Consider the following 18,157-nt stretch of genomic DNA (forward strand, 5'->3'; position numbering starts at 1 on the left):
TGTTTATCTAAAGCCCTGAGCGCTTTCTGAAAAACCGCTTGCGATAGAGTTCCAATTGAGAATGGCTTCCATCTTGGTGAGCCAGGGACTTTATCTAGACGGGTCACAGGAAGCTTTTCATGAGCGAGCTGACAACAGCAGACACCACCGCACTGCGCAGATGGCTGATCGAACACCTTGCCCAGTTGCTGGGCGCTACCGTGGAAGAAATCGACAGCCTGGGCGATGAGGAAAACCTCTTGGGCTGCGGGTTGGATTCCATCCGCCTGATGTACTTGCAGGAGCGCCTGCGCAGCCATGGGTTGCGGGTCGACTTCGCCCAACTCAGCGCCGAACCCAGCCTCGCGGCCTGGCTTGGCCTGCTGCATGGCCAGGCGGTGCGACGTGTGGAGGTGGCTGATGTCGCCCCGTTGAGCGCAGCCGACGACAGTTTTGAACTCAGCGCGGTGCAACAGGCGTACTGGCTGGGGCGCGGGCCCGCCGAAGTGCTGGGCAATATCAGTTGCCACGCATGGCTGGAATTCGATTGCCAGGGCATCGATGTGCAACGCCTGGAAGCGGCAGTCAAGTGCGTGCAGGCGCGTCACCCGATGTTGCGTGCCAGTTTCAACGACGGCCGCCAACGCATTCTTGGCGCAACGCAATTGCCGGTTTTCGACCATCAGGATTGGCGCCACCACACTCAAGCGGTTGCGCAAGACGCTTGGCACGCGCTGCGTGAATGGCGATCGCATGAATGCCTGGCCGTGGACGCGGGGCAGGTGTTGCTGGTCGGCCTGGTGCAGTTGCCCGAAGGCCGTGATCGTGTGTGGTTGAGTGTCGACCTGCTGGCGGTTGACGTGGAAAGCCTGCGTCTGTTGATGGCGCAACTGGGCCAGGCCTATCAGGCGCCCGCCGCGCTTGCACCCGCGCCGGACGTGCAGTTTGCCGACTACCTGGGCCGGCGCCGCCAACGTCGCGCAGAGGCGTATGCGCGAGATCGTGAGTATTGGTGCGAACGCCTTGCGCAGTTGCCGGACGGCCCCGCACTGCCGCTGGCCTGTGCCCCGGAATCGATCCGTGCGCCACGGTTTACCCGCCAGGCTTACGTACTCAGTCACGCAGAAGCCGAACGCCTGCAACGCCAGGCGACGGCCCATGGCCTGACGTTGCCCAGCGTGTTCGCCACAGCGTTCAACGCGGTGTTGGCACGCTGGAGTGAACAGTCGAGCTTCCTGCTCAATGTGCCGTTGTTCGACCGTCACGATGATCAGCAATCCATCGACCAGGTGATTGCCGACTTCAGCACCTTGCTGCTGGTGGCGTGTGAAGACGCGCCGCAGTTGCCGTTTGCCGAAGGCGCCCGACGCTACCAGCGCGATTTGCACGCCACCATCGACCACGCGGCGTTTCCCGCGCTGGAAGTGCTGCGTGAGGCTCGTCGCCAAGGTCATCCGCGTTCCGCGCCGGTGGTGTTTTCCTGCAACCTGAGCGATTCGAGTTTTGTCCCCGCCAGCTTTCGCGAGGTGTTTGGCGACCTGCACGACATGCTCTCGCAAACCCCGCAAGTGTGGCTCGACCACCAACTGTATCGGCTTGAGGACGGTGTGCTGCTGGCCTGGGACAGCGTTGCCGACCTGTTCCCGCAAGGCGTGCCGCAGGCGATGTTCAGCGCCTATGTCGAGCTGGTGCAGCGTCTCGCCGACAGCGACTGGAACCAGCCGCAACCGGTGTTGTTGCCGCTGGCGCAACAGGCGCGCCGCGACCAGCAGAACAGCCTGCCGGCGTTGGCGCCGGGGCGGGGCCTGCTCGAAGACTTTTTTCGCCAAAGTGCCCGACAACCCGACGCACTCGCCCTGATCTGCGGCGCGCAACGCTGGACATATAACGATCTGGCCACCCAAGCCCTGCGTATAGCGGCGGGTTTGCTTGAGGCGGGCATGCGTCAGGGCGAGGCAGTGGAGGTCTGCCTGCCGCGTGGGCCTCGCCAGATCGCCGCGGTATTCGGCGTGCTGGCGGCCGGTGGTTGCTATGTGCCGGTGGACACCGCACAGCCGGTTGCGCGGCGCAGCCTGATCGAATCGGCTGCGGGCATCACCCGAGTGATTGCCGACCAGCCGCAGGGCAACGCGCTGCAATGGCTTGACCCGGCGGTGCTTGAGCAGTCCGCGCCATTGGCCGCGCCGAAAACGCTATCGCCGCGCGCCAGCGCGTATGTGATCTACACCTCGGGCTCTACCGGCATTCCCAAAGGTGTTGAAGTCTGCCATGGCGCCGCAATCAACACGATCGACGCGGTGCAGGCCGAACTGCAGGTCACGCCGGATGATTGCCTGCTGGCCGTGTCGGCGCTGGATTTCGACTTGTCGGTGTACGATCTGTTTGGCGTGCTGGGGCAGGGCGCTCGCCTGGTGCTGCTGCAACCTGAAGAAACCCGCGATGCGGCGCGTTGGGCGCAACTGATCGCCGAACACCGCGTGAGCCTGTGGAATTCGGCCCCGGCATTGCTGGAAATGGCCCTGGGCGTCGGCGCCGATGCCTGTGATTACCGAAGCCTGCGGGCGGTGTTGCTGTCGGGCGACTGGATTGCCCTCGACCTCGCCGCACGCCTGCGGCGCCACGCCACCGCGCAGTGCCGCGTGTATGGCCTGGGCGGCGCCACCGAGGCGGGTATCTGGTCGAACCTGCAAAGCATTGATGAGGTCCCCGACCACTGGCCGTCGATTCCCTATGGCAAGCCTTTGGCCGGCCAGGCGTATCGGGTGGTGGACGCCACCGGGCGCGATGTGCCGGACCAGGTGATCGGGCAACTGTTGATCGGTGGTGCAAGCCTGGCGCGGGGGTATCGCAATGACCCGTTGCTGACCGCACAGCGCTTTCGCAGTGATGAGCACGGGCGTTGGTACCACACCGGCGACCGCGGGCGCTTCTGGGCTGATGGCACCCTTGAGTTTCTCGGGCGCATGGACCAGCAGGTCAAGCTGCGCGGGCAGCGTATCGAACTGGGGGAAATCGAAGCGGCGCTCACCGCCCACCCACGGATTGAAAGCGCCTGTGCCGCCGTGTTGAACGGCAGCCTCGGCGCGGCCGTGGTGATCAGCCCTGAATCTGCATCGGCGCAGGCGTTGCCGGCCGTCTCGATGCTCGACGACACCTTGGCCGCAGAACACCAGGTCACTGCGCAGCTGTTGCGCTGCCTGCTGCAAGACCCGCCGCCCAGCGCCCTGCTCGACACGTGGCGCGAGTGGCTGGCCGAGCATGTCGAGTCGCTCAGCCTGCACGACGCGTTGGCGCACTTAGGGTGGCGCGAGGCGGATCTGCACCGCATGGTCGGTGCCTTGCAGGTGCTGTTGCGCACCGAAGACGGCGCCTCGCAAGTGTTGTTCGATCCGTTGCTGGCACCGCAGGCCATGGCGTTGAACCTGCCGGCGGGCCGCCAGGTGTTGGACACCCTGAGCCAGGCGCTCCAACAACACCGCGGCACACCGCTGAAAGTCGCGGTGCTGGATGTGCGCGGCGGGCAGTTGCTGGAGCAATGGCTGAACCATGCGAGTTCGCGCGACGTGCAACTTACTTTGTTCGAGAGCAGCCCCGGCCTGCTGGCGGCCAGCGTGGGCAAGCGCCGGCGCGTGGCGAGCCAACTGCTGGTGGAGGGCGTGCTGCCCGCTGAACACTGGTCACAGTACGACGTGGTGATCAGCTTCGCGGCCTTGCACAGTTATGCTCAGCCCGGCGATGGGCTGAATCTGGCGCAGGCACTGCTCAAGCCGCAAGGCCGCCTGTTGCTGGCCGACCTGCTGCGCGACTCGCCGTTGCGGCTGGTCAGCGCGGCGCTGCTGGATGAGCGCGCACCGGTATTGCCTGACGCTGCCGAACTGGCGCACCTGCTCGGCCAGAGCGGTTTTCGCCACCTGGAATGCCTGTGGCAAAACCCCGCGATGCTGCTGTTGAGTGCGCGTGCGGCGGATGAAACCCTGACCGCTGAAAGCCTCGACCAATGGCTGCAACAACGCTTGCCCCAGGCGATGCGGCCCGAACATCTGTGGTCCGTACCGCGCCTGACACTGAATGCCAACGGCAAGATCGACCGCGCGCGCCTGCACGCCAGCCTCAGCGACGCGTTGCAACGCAGGCAACCGGCAAACAACGAAGACGGCGAACTCAGTGCCGAGCTACAGCCCCTGGCAGCGTGCTGGGAGGCCATCCTGGGACGGCCGGTGCGCAGCGCCCAGGCGAGCTTTTTCAGCCTGGGCGGCGACAGCCTGCTGGCGACGCGGCTGCTGGCCAGCGTGCGTGAACAACTTGGCGCCAGCCTGCGCATGAGCGATTTCTACCTGCAGCCGACATTGGCAGGCATGGCCGCGCTGTTGGTGCGCAGCGGCGAAGTGGCTATCGAGGAGGGCGTGTTATGAGCCTGGATGATGTGCTGCACATCTGCCGTGAACGCCAGATCGAACTCTGGGCGACTGACGGCAAGCTGCATTTTCGCGCGCCGCAAGGCGCATTGGACTCAGCCCTGGCGGAGCGTATTCGCGCCCAGCGGCCAGCGCTGCTGGTGCATCTCGCGCCCCAACAATGGCGCGCACAGCCGGAGCAGGCGCTGCAACCCTTCGCCTTGAGCGCGGTACAGGGCGCCTATGTACTGGGGCGCAACCCGGCCTTTGACTATGGCGGCAATGCTTGCCACTTGTATGTCGAATACCCGTGGCCGGCGAACGTCGACACCGGACACCTTGAACAGGCCTGGAACGCCGTGGTGCAACGTCACCCGATGCTGCGCGCGGTGGTCGATAACCATCAGCAACGTGTGCAAGCCCAGGTGCCATGGCAACAGCTGCCGGTGCATGACCGCCGCGACGCCACGCCCGAGGCGTTCGAGGCGCACCTGAACAGCGTGCGCAAGCGCCTGGACCATGCCTGCCATGCGCTCGATCAATGGCCGATCCTGCTGCCCGAACTGAGCGTGGGACGCGAGCAGGCAATCCTGCATTGCTCGGTGGATTTCACCTTGTTCGACTACGCCAGCCTGCAACTGCTGCTGGCAGAACTCACCCAGCGCTACTTGGAACCGACGCGCCACTGGCCATTGCTGGAAGCGACCTTTCGCGACTACCTCGAGCACGAACAGCAAGCGCGCGGCAGCGCCGCCTGGCACGCCGACAAGGCGTGGTGGCTGGCGCGCCTGGACAGCCTGCCCGGGCGTCCGGACCTGCCGCTGAGCGAGCACGCGGGCTTGGGCTCCACGCGTTTCGCCCACCAGCATGGCGTGTTGAGCAGCGGGCAATGGAACGCCCTGTGCGCCCTCGCCAGCACCCAAGGCCTCAGCGCGGCGGGCGTGACGCTGGCCGCGTTTGTCGAGGTGATCGGGCGCTGGAGCCAAAGCCCGGACTTTTGCCTGAACCTCACCGTGCTCAACCGGCCGAACCTGCACCCGCAGTTGGACCAGGTCGTGGGGGACTTCACCGCGCTGAGCCTGCTCGCGGTGGACGGCACCGAGGGCGCCAGTTTTGTCCAGCGTGCGCGGCGTATCGGCGCGCAGCTGTTCGATGACCTCGACCACAGCCGCTTCACCGGCGTTGAGGTACTGCGCGAACTGGCCCGTGTGCGAGGGCGTGGCGCCGACCTGATGCCGGTGGTGTTCACCAGTGGCATCGGCAGCGTCGAACGCATGCTCGGCGATGCCGGGCGTGTGTTGCAGCCGCCCAGCTACATGATCAGCCAAACCCCGCAAGTGTGGATCGACTGCCAGGTCAGCGACCAATACGGCGGTTTGCAGATCGGCTGGGATGTCCGCATCGGCGTGTTGCCCGAGGGCATGGCCGCGCAGATGTTCGCAGCCTACGTCGACTTGCTGCAACGCTTGGCCTGCGACCCGCAATTGTGGCAAGCGCGTGGCGATATCGTGCTGCCCGCGCAGCAGGCAAACCCGCCAATCCACGCCAGCGCCCCAGCGCGCAATATCGCCGACGGCTTCGCCCAACAGGCGCGGCGAACTCCGGATGCCCTCGTGATCAGTGACCGCGACGGCCGTTACCGCTATCGTCAGGTCGCCCAGCATGCCGCCGCGGTGCGCAAGGCGCTTGAAGCGCTCGGCGTGCAGCCGGGGGCGCGGGTGGCGGTGATGCTGCCCAAGAGCGCCTGGCAACTGATGGCGGTGCTGGGCATTACCCAGATGGGCGCGGCCTATGTGCCGGTGGACATCCGCCAACCGGCCTTGCGCCGCGAGGCGATCCTGCGCGACGCGGGGATTGCCGCGGTGATTGTCCTGCAAGCCCAGGCATGGCCGGACACCCTTGAACTTCCGCGCATTGCCATCGATACGCTTGCCGCCGACCCGCATTGGCCACCCCGTGAGCCGCTGGCGGTAGAGGCCGCGGACCTGGCCTACATCATCTACACCTCAGGCTCCACCGGCACGCCCAAAGGCGTAATGCTCAGCCATGGCGCGGTGGTCAACACCCTCGATGACATCAACCAGCGCTACGCGGTGAACGTCGATGACCGCGTGCTGGGCCTGGCAGAGTTGAGTTTCGACCTGTCGGTGTATGACTTCTTCGGCGCCACGGCGGTCGGTGCGCAGGTGGTGCTGCCCGACCCCGAGCGCGGCGCCGATCCTTCGCACTGGGCGCAATTGATGCAGGAACACGGCATCACCTTGTGGAACTCGGTGCCCGCACAAGGGCAGATGCTGGTGGATTACCTGGAGACCGAGCCCGGCGCAATCCCCGGGCCGCGCTGTGTGCTGTGGTCCGGCGACTGGATTCCCACCACGCTGCCGACGCGCTGGTGGCAACGCTGGCCCGAAAGCCAGTTGTTCAGCCTGGGCGGCGCCACCGAAGCGGCGATCTGGTCGGTGGAGCATCCCATTCGTGCCGAAGATACGGCCTTGCCGAGCATCCCCTACGGCCGGGCCCTCAAGCACCAGACCCTGGAAGTGCTCGACGCGCTGGGCCGCCAGTGCCCGGTGGGCGTGCGTGGTGAGATTCATATCGGCGGACTCGGCCTGGCCCTGGGTTATGCCGAAGACCCGCAACGCAGCGCCGAGCGGTTTATCACCCATGCCAGCGGGCGTCGCCTGTACCGCACGGGTGACCAGGGGCGTTACCTGGACGCGGAAGGCTTGATCGAGTTTCTTGGGCGCCAGGATGACCAGGTGAAGATTCGCGGTCACCGCATCGAACTGGCGGAAATCGACGCGGGCTGGCTGGCCCATCCGCAGATCGCCGCGAGTACCACGGTGTTGCTCGGCGAGCGTCACGAACGTTCGCTGTGCAGCTTCGTCACCCTGCACACCAACGCGCCTGCGCCTCACCTGAGCACACAGCTGGGCGAAGTCCTGCGCCAGGCACGCCACACCCTTGAACACGCGGATTTCGGCCCGCGCGCCGCCATCGAAGCAGCACTGGCGGCGCTGGATCGGGCGGCGGATGTGTCGTTGCTGCACTGGTTGGGCGGCAGTGGCTTGCTGATCCCGGGGCAGTCCGTGGCATTCGACTCGCTGTGCCAGGCCTTGCAACTCGACGCGGGTCAGCATCGCCTGTTGCGGCATTGGCTGACGTTGTTGACCGACAGCGGCTACCTGTGTGCAGACGATGACGGTTGGCGCTGCCAGGTCAGCACGGCTGACCTGAATCAGCACGATGCCTGGGCACAGTTCGCCCGCCTGGCGCCGAGCGGTCTTTGGCCGCTGGAATTGGTCGATTACCTGCGCACCAGCGCGACCCGCCTGGCCGAGCAATTGGACGGGCGCCTGAGCCCGGCAAGCCTGATGTTCCCGCAGGGCTCGGCACATATTGCCGAGGCGATGTACAGCCGTGGCCAGCATGCCCAAGTGCTGCATCGGGCCATGGCCGAGGCGGTTTGCGCGATCGTTGCGCGCCAGAGCCAGCGCCGCTGGCGCATCCTGGAAGTGGGCGCCGGCACCGGTGCCGCCAGTGCGCTGATCATCCCCGCGCTGGCGCCGTTGGTGGCGGACGGGGTGCAGATCGACTATGTGTTTTCCGACGTGTCGAGCTATTTCCTTAACGCTGCGCGCGAACGCTTTGCCGCGTATCCGTGGGTGCGCTTCATGCCGTTCGACATGAACAAACCCGCCTGCGAACAAGGGCTTGCCGCGGGGTCCCTGGACCTGCTGCTCAGCTCCGGCGCATTGAACAACGCCCTGGATACACCGCGCCTGCTCGCCGGGTTACGCCAATTGCTGCAAGCCGATGCCTGGCTGGTGATCCAGGAACTGACCCGCGAACACCGCGAAATCAGCATCAGCCAAAGCCTGATGATGGAGACGCCGCAGGACGTGCGCGCCACCTCCGGGCAGCTGTTCGTGCATACGGACCAGTGGCTGGCGTGGCTGAACAGCGAGGCCGGCGACCAGGCCGAATCGCTGGCGTCGACCGACAGCCTGCTGCACCTGCTGGGCTACGACCTGTTGGTCGCACGCGTGAAAACCGACCGGCCATTACTGAGCCAGGAGACGTTGCTGGCCTTCATCGCCGAGCGCGTGCCGCGTTATATGGTGCCGGCGCAGGTGCGGATACTCGACCGCTTGCCGGTCACCGCCAATGGCAAGATTGACCGCCGCGCGCTGACCACCCAAGCCGAGCAGCGCCAGCTCGAACCGGCACGCCGTGCGCGCACGGAAGTGGCGGATGAGCTGGTGCAGCGCTTGATCGCGCATTGGGAGCGAGTACTCGATTGCAGTGGGGTGTCGGCGGATCAGGATTTCTTCGGCGCCGGTGGTGACTCGCTGCTGATCGCGCAATTGATCGCCGGCTTGCGCGAGCAAGAGCCATTGGCCCGTGCGCAACCCTTCGACCGCCTGTTGCGCTGGGCTCTCAGCCAGCCGACCCCGGAAGGCCTGGCCCAGCGCTTGCGCAGTGAGTCGAGCAGTGAAGCCCCCGCAGTGGTGCCCTCCACGGACACCCGCCGTGCGCCGTTGGGTGGGCGCGGGCGGGTGGATGCGCTGACGGAACTGGCCGCGGGTGAAGGCACCGCGCGGGTGCTGGTGCATGAAGGGCTCGGCACGCTGCTGCCGTATCGCGGGTTGATCGCCGAACTGGCCGGCAGCGGCCCGTTGCTGGGGTTGGCGGTGCACGACAGCGACGATTACCTGAGCCTGCCGCCGGAGCATATCAACGCCACCCTCGGCAAACGGTATGCCCAGGCGCTGTGGGACAGCGGCCGGCGCCGCTTCGACTTGCTGGGCTACTGCTCCGGCGGGCTGGTAACGCTGGAGCTGGCCAAGGCCCTGCTGCAATTGGGCGCCGAGGTGCGTCGGGTGGACATCGTATCGAGCTACCGCATTCCGTACCTGGTGGAGGATGAAGTGCAGATGCTCTACAGCTTCGCCGGCACCCTGGGGCTGGACACCGCTGCGCTGGGGTTGCCGGCGGCTGAACAGTTGCTCGACAAACACCTGGGTCTGGACGCCACCGCGCTCAGATCCCGCGTACTGGCGGCGGCCAAGGGCATTGCCGATGAGCAGTTGTATCGGGTGTTCGCTCATTCCGTGCGCGCCAGCCACTACAGCGACGGCGCGCCGTATGTGGGCGCCATCCGCCTGTTTGTGCCGAGTGTCGCCAACCCGTTGATCCCCGATCACCAGGCCGCTCTGCAGGCCTGGTGGCAGGCGGCGTCGTTGGCGCCGCTGACTGTGCAGACCCTGCGCGGCAATCACTTCGAGTGCTTGAACGCCGGGCTGAGTCGTTACTTGCTGGAGGAACGCCCATGACTATGCCTGTGAAAACCCTGGTGGTGGGCTCGCGCTTTGGCCAGTTCTACGCCGTTGGTGTGGCTGCGGCCGAGCACCTGGAACTGGTCGGGGTGCTGGGGCAGGGCAGCCGTCGCTCCCGCGCACTGGCTCGCTATCTCGAAGTGCCGTGTTTCGAGGCCTTGGCCCACGTACCCGCCGACACACAACTGGCCTGCGTGGCGGTGGGCGGCGCAGCAAGGGGCGAACAGGGCCCCGCCTTGGCGCAAGCGCTGATGGAGCGGGGCATTGATGTGCTGATCGAGCACCCGTTGCTGCCCCAGGAACTGCAAGACTTGCTGAGCACGGCGGCGCGCCTGCATCGGCGCTGCCTGCTCAACAGTTTCTACCCGCAGTTGCCGTGCGTGGCGCGGTTCATCGAGCTGGCGCGGCAGCTGCATCGTCAACAGGGCATTCGCCATATCGACGCCGACTGCGCGGTGCAGGTGAGTTACGCGACCCTCGATGTGCTGGCGGCGCTGTTGGAATCGGTAGGCCCATGGTCGGTGGACTGCGTGGCACCGGCGCTGTCGGCCTGGCGGGATATCAGCCTGGTCATGGCGCAAGTGCCGGTGTCGTTGCGCGTGCTCAATGAGTTGGCCGCCAATGATGACGGGCGCATGCAGAGGCTGCAGCGCATCAGCATCGCCACTGACAGCGGCACGTTGCTGTTGGCCTCGCCCCACGGACCGTTGCTGTGGCTGCCGGCCGTGCGTGCGCCGGTGCAAGATGCCGACGGGGTGTTCGACCTGTTTGGGCCGCAGGCCGATGAGCCGCTGCCGTGCGCCGAAGTGTTGGAGGCCGCGGCGGCGGATTGGGCGCAGGTTTACCGCCGCGTCTGGCCGACAGCTGCGGCCAGTGCATTGCAACCGCTGATCACGGGGGTGGGGCTGGCGCGCCTGCAACAGCGCAGCCTGGAAGTGGTGAGGCTATGGCAACAGGTGACGGCGGCGCTCGGGTTCCCGCAGCAGCCGTCGCTGACGTTACCGGCGGCCGGCCTGGCCCAGGCATTGGAGCACGTCCGATGAGCCACTTGAGCGAAATGCTGCGTCCTTTCCGTGCGCGCTTAGGGGCGGCGATCGCGTTGCAGGCCGTCGCCGGGATCTGCTCGCTGCTGCCGCTGATAGCCTTGGCGCAACTGGCGGACAGCTTGCGCCAGGCGCCGCCGCTGGCGTCTTCGGCACTGAACTGGGTGGTGGTGGCGGTGGTGGCGTCAGCGCTGTGGTTGTGCGGCCAGACCCTGGCCTTGCACCTGACCCATCAGGTGGACGCCGACCTGTGTGACCGTCTGCGCGTGCGCCTGGCCGAGCATCTGCAACGCTTGCCCTTGGGCTGGTTTGCACGGCTGGGGCCCGAGGGCGTCACCCGTTACTCCGAGCAGGATGTGCGGGCCTTGCACCAACTGGTGGGCCATGCGCCGACCGACCTGGTCAACCTGCTGTTGATTCCCATGGCCACCCTGGCCTACCTGCTGTGGAGCAACAGTGTCCTGGCGCTCTGGTGCCTGTTGCCGTTGGCATTGGGCGTGTTGGGTTATTGGCGCCTGGGCTCGGCGCATTACCGCGAGGACGTGGCCCAGCGCAATGGCGCAATCCAGCGGTTGTTCAGCGACTACAGCCAGTTCGCCGGCAACCTGGGCCTGGTCCGGCAATTTCCCAGTGCGGGCATTCATCGCCGTGTGCAAGAGGCGGTGCAGCAGTTTGATCAGCGCTTCAGCCATTGGGTGAGTCGCGCCGGTCATCTTGCTGCGCTGATCCAGGTCCTGCTCAGCGCACCGTGGCTGTTGGCCTGGGTGGTACTTGGCACACTATTTATCGGCGTGAGCGAAGTGGGCGCCGTGCAGGTGTGCGGCTTTTTGCTGCTGGTGCGCGCCATGGCGGCGCCGGTATTAGCGCTGGGGCACGGCTTTGATGCGCTGAACAACGCGCGCGCAAGTGCCCGACGCCTACAGGAGGTGTTGAGTACACCGCCGTTGATCGAGCCCGACGCGCCGCAATCGCCTCGGGACGCCAGCGTGGAGATGCTCGATGTGAGCTTCTCCCAGGGTGATGTCACGGTACTGAAGGCGATCAACCTGCGCCTGGAGCCGGGCACTACCACCGCGCTGGTGGGGCCGTCCGGCGCGGGAAAAAGCACCTTGGCCGGTTTGATCGCCCGCTTTATGGACGTCGACAGCGGGCATGTGCGCGTGGGCGGGGTGGATGTTCGGCAGATCGCCAGCCGCCAATTGCAGCAGCATCTGGCGCTGGTGTTTCAGCAGGCGGGGGCATTGCGCCTGTCACTGGCGCAAAACATCGCCCTGTATCAGCCGCACGCCAGTGAAAAACAGATTCGCGCCGCGGCCAAGGCGGCCTGCCTGGATGACTGGATCATGGGGTTGCCCAAGGGCTACGCCAGCGTGGTGGACGATGATGTGCGGCTGTCCGGCGGCGAATTGCAGCGCCTGGCGATTGCGCGGGCGCTGCTGTCGCGGGCGCCGATCATGTTGCTCGACGAACCCACCTCCGCCACCGACCCGCAGACCGAGCGCGCCTTGCGTACTGCACTGCGCGACGACGCAGCCGGGCGCACGCGGCTGATCATCGCCCATCGCCTGGAAACCATCGCCCATGCCGAGCAGATCCTGGTGCTCTGCGAAGGGCGCATTGTGCAGCGCGGATGTCATGCACAGTTGTTGGCCGTGGACGGTCTGTACCGCCAGATGTGGGACGAGCAAATGTCGACGGCCGATCAACTGGAGTTCGTGTCATGAGTGTACTTTCGCCGTTGCGTCATTTGCCCGACCAGGCCCGGCGCGTACTGCGCGGCGCCCTGGGGTGGATGCTACTGGCCGCCGTGCTGGATGGCTTGGCGGGGTTGGCGCTGGTGCCGCTGATACTGGCCTGGTTCGATCAACAGAGTGTGCAGCCAAGTGTGCTGCTGTTGCTGGGGCTGACGTTGTTGCAGGCCTTGGTCAGCTACGTTGCCCAGCGCCGTGGTTATCTGGCGGGAGCCGGGTTGGCGGCCGGCCTGGTCTCGCAACTGGTGCAACAGCTGCCGCGCTTGCCATTGGCGCGTCAGGGCCAGTTGGAAGACTTGGTGCGCGGGCCGGTGTTCAACAGCATGGGCATCCCGGCGCACTTGCTGGCGCCGCTGGTAACGGCGCTGGTGACGCCGACGATGGTGGTGCTGGGGCTGATCTTTATTGAACCGCGTTTGGCGCTGGCGTTGGCCCTGGCTTATCTGCCGTTGTTCGCCCTGCTGCGTTGGGCCGGGCGACGTAGCCTGGCGCTGGAGCAACTGCGCCAGCAAGTCGACCGTCGCGCCGGGCAGCTGTTGCAGACATTCGCGCAGCAACAGGCCTTGATCCGCAGCGCCGGTGATGCCAGCCAGGGCCAGTTGGCGTTGCGTCAGGCCTTGCACGAGCAACACCAGGCCACGCACCGTCTCAACCGCCGCGCGTTGCCCAGCGGGCTTGGCTTTGCGGCGGCGGTGCAGGTGGTGTTTTCGCTGGTGTTGGCAGGTGGCGTGCTGGCGGTGGCGGCGGGGCAGCTATCCGGCGCGCTGTTGGTAGCGGTGTTGGTGTTGCTGGTGCGCTTCATCGAACCGCTGTCGCAACTGGCTTACCTGGACCAGGCTTTACGTATGGCGTGGCAGGCGTTGTCTCAAGTGCTCACGGTGTTGGCCGTGCCGACGCTGCACAGCCCGCACCCCGGAGAGCAGCCTCAGGATGCAAGTTTGCAAGGGCAAGGCTTGAATATCTGCGGCGAAGGCGGCGAGCAGTTGCTCAAGGATGTGGACATCCATTGCGCGCCGGGAACGTTCACGGCGATTGTCGGTCCGTCGGGCGCGGGTAAAAGTACTCTGCTGGCCTTGCTGGGGCGTGGCATGGACCCGCAGACCGGCGCAGTACGACTCGGCCAGGTGGACATTCGCCAGCTAAGCGAACACACCTTGGCCAACCACCTCATGCAAGTGTTCCAGAACAGCGGACTGTTTGCCGGCAGCCTGCTGTGGAATGTCAGCATGGCCCGGCCGCAAGCCACGCCTGCGCAACTGCAACACGCCGCCAAGGATGCTGCATTGGATGAGGTGCTCAGCAGCCTGTCGCAGGGTTGGCACAGTGAGGTAGGGCCGGGCGGCGCATTACTCTCGGGCGGCCAGCGGCAACGGGTCGGCCTGGCGCGCGCGCTGCTGTCCCCGGCGCCGATCCTGTTGCTTGACGAACCCACCGCCAGCCTCGATGCGCGCTGCGAAGCACGGGTCAATCGCAGCCTGCAGGCGCTGCATGGCAGGCGCACCGTGGTGTTGGTGTCGCACAACCCGATGTTGGTGCGCGGTGCCGATCAGATCCTGGTGCTGGAAGGCGGCAGCGTCAGCGGCTGCGGCAGTCATGAGCAGTTGCTGGCCACGCACCGCTGGTATGCGCAGTTCGTCGAGCAAAACCTGCCGGGCAGCCATTGAAAAAGTCCCTTAATCGAAAAGTCGCAGCGTTCGTTTAAACGATACTAATGCGAATTATTATCGATAAAGAGGCTGGGCAATGTCACACCGGGGAGCAACAAAGGCGGGGCGGGGTTTCCAACGTAATGGGGCGCAACTGGGGATGGTGCTGGTGCTGGGCCTGAGCCCGTTGGCACAGGCGATTGCGACCGTGCAATTGCCTGACATCAAGGTCGCGGGTGACGACACCTCGGGCGAGGTGACCCCGCCCGGCGTGACCACCATCGGCAAGCTACCGCTCAAACTGCGGGAAACGCCGCAGTCGGTGAGCGTCATCGACCACGAGCGCATTGAGCAGCAAAACCTGTTCAGCCTCGATGAAGTGATGCAGCAGGCCACTGGCGTGACGGTGCAGCCGTTCCAGTTGCTGACCACCGCGTACTACGTGCGTGGCTTCAAGATCAACTCTTTCGAACTGGATGGCGTGCCGGCGATGCTCGGTGAAACCGCCGGTTCGCCTCAGGACATGGCGGTGTATGAGCGCGTCGAAATCCTGCGTGGCTCCAATGGTTTGCTGCACGGCAGCGGTAACCCGGCGGCCACGGTCAACCTGGTGCGCAAGCGCCCACAAAAGGCATTCGCCGCCAGCACCACCCTCAGCGGCGGCACCTGGGACCGTTACCGTGGCGAAGTGGATGTCGGCGGGCCGCTGACCCAGACTGGCAACGTGCGTGGGCGTGTGGTGGCGGCCTACGAGGATCGCGACTACTTCTACGATGTCGGCAAGCAAGACACCCAGTTGCTCTACGGCATCACCGAATTCGACCTGAGCCCCGACACCCTGCTGACCCTGGGCGCGCAATACCAGACCATCGATTCGGTGACCAACATGGCCGGCGTGCCCATGGCCAAGGACGGGTCGAGCCTGAACCTGTCGCGCTCCACCTATCTGGACGTGGACTGGGACCGCTTCAAGTGGACCACGCGCCGGGTGTTCGGCTCTCTTGAGCAGCAACTGGATCACGACTGGAAAGCCAAGGTCGCCGCCGAATACCAGGATGCCGACTCAAGCCTGCGCTATGCCGGTGCTTTTGGCGCCATTGACCCGCTCACCGGCGATGGCGGTCGCTTGATGGGCGCTGCGTATAAATTCAGCAGCACTCAAAAGAGCGTGGATGCCTCGGTCAATGGGCCGTATTCGTTGTTTGGCCGCAGCCATGAGTTGCTGTTGGGCACCAACTACAGCCACGGCGAAACCGAGCAGCGCACCGCCCAGTTCACCACGCCGCTCAACGTGCCGGTGAATGTCTATCGCTGGGACCCGAGCAGTGTGCCCAAACCCGGGATCGGCGCCTACACATCGCCCGGTTCCACGACGACCACCTCCAAGGGCGTCTACGCGCTGACCCGCTACAAACTGCTCGATCCGCTGACCCTGGTCATCGGCGGCCGGGCCAGTTGGTGGGACCAGAACGCGCCGACCAGCCACTTCACCCCCGGCCGGGAAATAACCCCGTATGGCGGCTTGATCTGGGACTTTGCACAGAACTGGTCGTGGTACGCCAGCTACGCCGAGGTCTACCAGCCGCAGACCGGGCAAACCTGGAGCGGCGACCTGCTCAAGCCGGTGGAGGGCAAGACCTATGAAACCGGGATCAAGGGCGAGTTGGCGGACGGGCGTTTGAATGTGTCGCTGGCGGTGTTCCGTATTGACCTGGAGAACAATCCGCAGGTCGATCCGGACCACCCGGGTGTGGGGCCGACCACCTATTACATCAGCGGCGGCAAGGTGCGCAGCCAGGGCTTCGAGCTGGAGAGCAGCGGTTATATCACCCCCGAATGGAACGTCTCCGCCGGTTATACCTACACCAGCACCGAGTACCTCAAGGACACCAACGCTTCGGGTGAGCGCTATGCCAGCTTCACGCCGCGCCACATGGCGCGGGTGTGGACCCAGTACGAGTTGCCGTGGCAGGACCGCCGCTGGAGCGTCGGTGCCGGCGTGCAGGCGCAAAGTGATTACTCCACCCAATCCGGCGCTGTGACCCTGGAGCAGGGCGGCTATGCCTTACTCAATGCGCGGGTCGCCTACCGCATCGACGAGCATTGGACTGCCGCGGTCAACGGCAACAACCTGGCGGACCGCAAGTACTACCAGAGCCTGTCCAACGTCAATTGGAACAACCGCTATGGCGAACCGCGCAGCCTCAATCTGACCCTGCGAGGTACGTTCTGATGGCCGCGCCGGCCCTCGGTTCCTGGCCGCTGCGCGTTTGTCTGGCGCTGGCGGGCAGTGTGCTCAGCAGCCTGCAACTGGCCGTCCTGCTGGCGCGGCATTATCCGTGGGGCGGTGGGCTGGAGCGGCTGTATGCCGGCGTGTTCCTGGGCTTGGGGTTTCTGGTGACGGTACTGCTGTGGTCGTTGCTGGCGCCGGATCGCAAACGCGTGGTGTGTCGCTCCAGCGTCTGGCTGCTGCTGTTTACGCCCTGGCTGCTTTGGGATGGAGCCTGGCGATGAACCTGATGGGCGCACCGAGGGCATTGGTTCAGCGTGTACACGCCGGGGCAGGCGGGGTGTTTGGGGTACTGCTGTTCGTGATCCTGCTGACGGGGGCGTGGAGCATGGCCCATGAAGACTTGCGCGCCTGGTTTCGCGGCCCGGCGGCGTTGGCTCACGGGCCGGCGCTACCGGTCGCGCAATGGCCGGCTATCGCTCGCGAGCGCGGCCTGGCGCTCGGTGAATTGCGCATTCGTTTGCCGGACAGCCGCCACTCGGTGGTCGAGTTGTGTGCATCGCCCAAGGACTGCACGGTCGCCTTGGACCCCGTCAGCGGCCGTGAGCTGGTGTCAGGCAACGCGGCGGATATCCTGTTCAACCTGCACAAAAGTCTGTTCATCGGTTTTCCCGGCCGGATTTTGATCAGCTTGTTGGGCGTGGTGTTGTTGCTGATGATCTGGGCAGGCAGTGCATTACACAGTGGGCGCCTGCAAGACCTCAAGCGCCTGCGGCGCGACCGTGGGGCACGGGTGTTCGCCCATGACTTGCACAGCCTGATCGGCCGTTGGTGCGGGCTCTGGTTGCTGCTGTTTGGTATCACTGGCGCGTTGTCCGGCCTGGGGGCGCTCGGCACCTTGGGGCTAGCCGCGCAGGCGTTCCCGGGCGCGCCGCAGCAAGCGTTCATGCAATTGCTGGGGGCGCCGCCGCAGGTCGACCGAACAACGGCTTCGGCGCCGGCGGTCGATCTGGATCAGTTGCTGCGCCAGGACGCCGTCGCCCATCCGGGGTTCTCTGCTCAAAACGTCGCCTTGCACCACTGGGGTGAGCCGGATGCCTGGGTGGAAGTGAGCGGTATCCAACAAGGCCTGCCCAGTACGGCCGTCTTTGAACGGCATGCCTATCGCGCCGCTGACGGCCTCGCCGTCGGTTCCAGCAGCGCCAGCGGGCGCGGTCTGTGGTTGCAGGCGTTTATTGCGGTGCAGCCGCTGCACTTTGCCGACTACCGCTGGGTGCCTGTTGGCGGGTCACTGCTGCGTGCCGTGCATTTCGGCATGGCGTTGGCGGCGGCGGGGTTGGTGCTCAGCGGCTTGTACCTGTGGCTGGAGCGTCGGCGCCTCAAGGCCGGCGGCGGTTGGCAGGTGCTACTGCGCCTGGTGATCGGCGGCGGTGGCGGGTTGCTGGCGGCCACGGCGGTATTGCTCTGCGCGGGGGCGCTGGGCAGTGCCAACCTGGCGTGGTGGTTCTGGGGCGGTTGGCTTGCCAGCCTGCTGCTGGCCTGCCTGATGCCCCCCAGGCGTCAACCTCTGCACCTGCTGCTGGCCGTGACGGGCCTGGGCTTCCTGGCGGCGGCGCTGCTGCACCTGGCCGGCAGCCTGAAACAAGGCAGCGTGCCGCTGTGGCCCATCGATCTTGTGTTGCTGCTGTGCGCGGCCAGTGCCCTGTGGGCATTGCGGCGCCTGATTTCTTTTACGCGTGCGGCACGGGCTGCCGCCGCCAATGTTGCCTGAGGGG

At 65.7% G+C, this 18,157-nt stretch carries 8 protein-coding genes; all 8 read left to right on the forward strand.

Annotated elements, in window-relative coordinates; genetic code table 11:
* The first annotated feature begins 119 nt into the window (after positions 1 to 119).
* Positions 120 to 4,391 carry a non-ribosomal peptide synthetase gene (locus JN756_RS15645; protein WP_201022253.1) on the forward strand — a complete coding sequence of 1,424 codons (4,272 nt, stop codon included), beginning with the start codon at positions 120 to 122 and terminating at the stop codon, positions 4,389 to 4,391.
* Positions 4,388 to 9,709, forward strand: a complete 5,322-nt coding sequence (locus tag JN756_RS15650) for a non-ribosomal peptide synthetase (RefSeq protein WP_201022254.1) — start codon at positions 4,388 to 4,390, stop codon at positions 9,707 to 9,709. Before JN756_RS15645 ends, JN756_RS15650 begins: the two co-directional genes overlap by 4 nt.
* Complete coding sequence (locus tag JN756_RS15655) at positions 9,706 to 10,755, forward strand: Gfo/Idh/MocA family oxidoreductase (protein WP_108524098.1); 1,050 nt, start codon at positions 9,706 to 9,708, stop codon at positions 10,753 to 10,755. Before JN756_RS15650 ends, JN756_RS15655 begins: the two co-directional genes overlap by 4 nt.
* Positions 10,752 to 12,479: an ABC transporter ATP-binding protein gene (locus tag JN756_RS15660; RefSeq protein WP_201022255.1), complete on the forward strand. Its 1,728-nt coding sequence runs from the start codon at positions 10,752 to 10,754 to the stop codon at positions 12,477 to 12,479. The genes JN756_RS15655 and JN756_RS15660 overlap by 4 nt, the downstream gene beginning before the upstream one ends.
* The gene (locus JN756_RS15665; RefSeq protein WP_201022256.1) at positions 12,476 to 14,170 is read left to right on the forward strand and encodes an ABC transporter ATP-binding protein; all 1,695 of its coding nucleotides are present in this window, start codon (positions 12,476 to 12,478) and stop codon (positions 14,168 to 14,170) included. The genes JN756_RS15660 and JN756_RS15665 overlap by 4 nt, the downstream gene beginning before the upstream one ends.
* Positions 14,171 to 14,312: 142 nt before the next feature.
* Complete coding sequence (locus JN756_RS15670) at positions 14,313 to 16,385, forward strand: TonB-dependent siderophore receptor (protein WP_017849090.1); 2,073 nt, start codon at positions 14,313 to 14,315, stop codon at positions 16,383 to 16,385.
* On the forward strand, positions 16,385 to 16,666 hold the full coding sequence (locus JN756_RS15675; RefSeq protein ID WP_201022257.1) for a hypothetical protein: 282 nt from the start codon (positions 16,385 to 16,387) through the stop codon (positions 16,664 to 16,666). Before JN756_RS15670 ends, JN756_RS15675 begins: the two co-directional genes overlap by 1 nt.
* The gene (locus tag JN756_RS15680; RefSeq protein WP_236255120.1) at positions 16,663 to 18,153 is read left to right on the forward strand and encodes a PepSY-associated TM helix domain-containing protein; all 1,491 of its coding nucleotides are present in this window, start codon (positions 16,663 to 16,665) and stop codon (positions 18,151 to 18,153) included. The genes JN756_RS15675 and JN756_RS15680 overlap by 4 nt, the downstream gene beginning before the upstream one ends.
* The last annotated feature ends 4 nt before the right edge of the window (positions 18,154 to 18,157 follow it).

It is taken from the genome of Pseudomonas sp. Y39-6 (assembly GCF_023651955.1).
In the GTDB taxonomy this organism is placed as follows: Bacteria; Pseudomonadota; Gammaproteobacteria; order Pseudomonadales; family Pseudomonadaceae; genus Aquipseudomonas; species Aquipseudomonas veronii.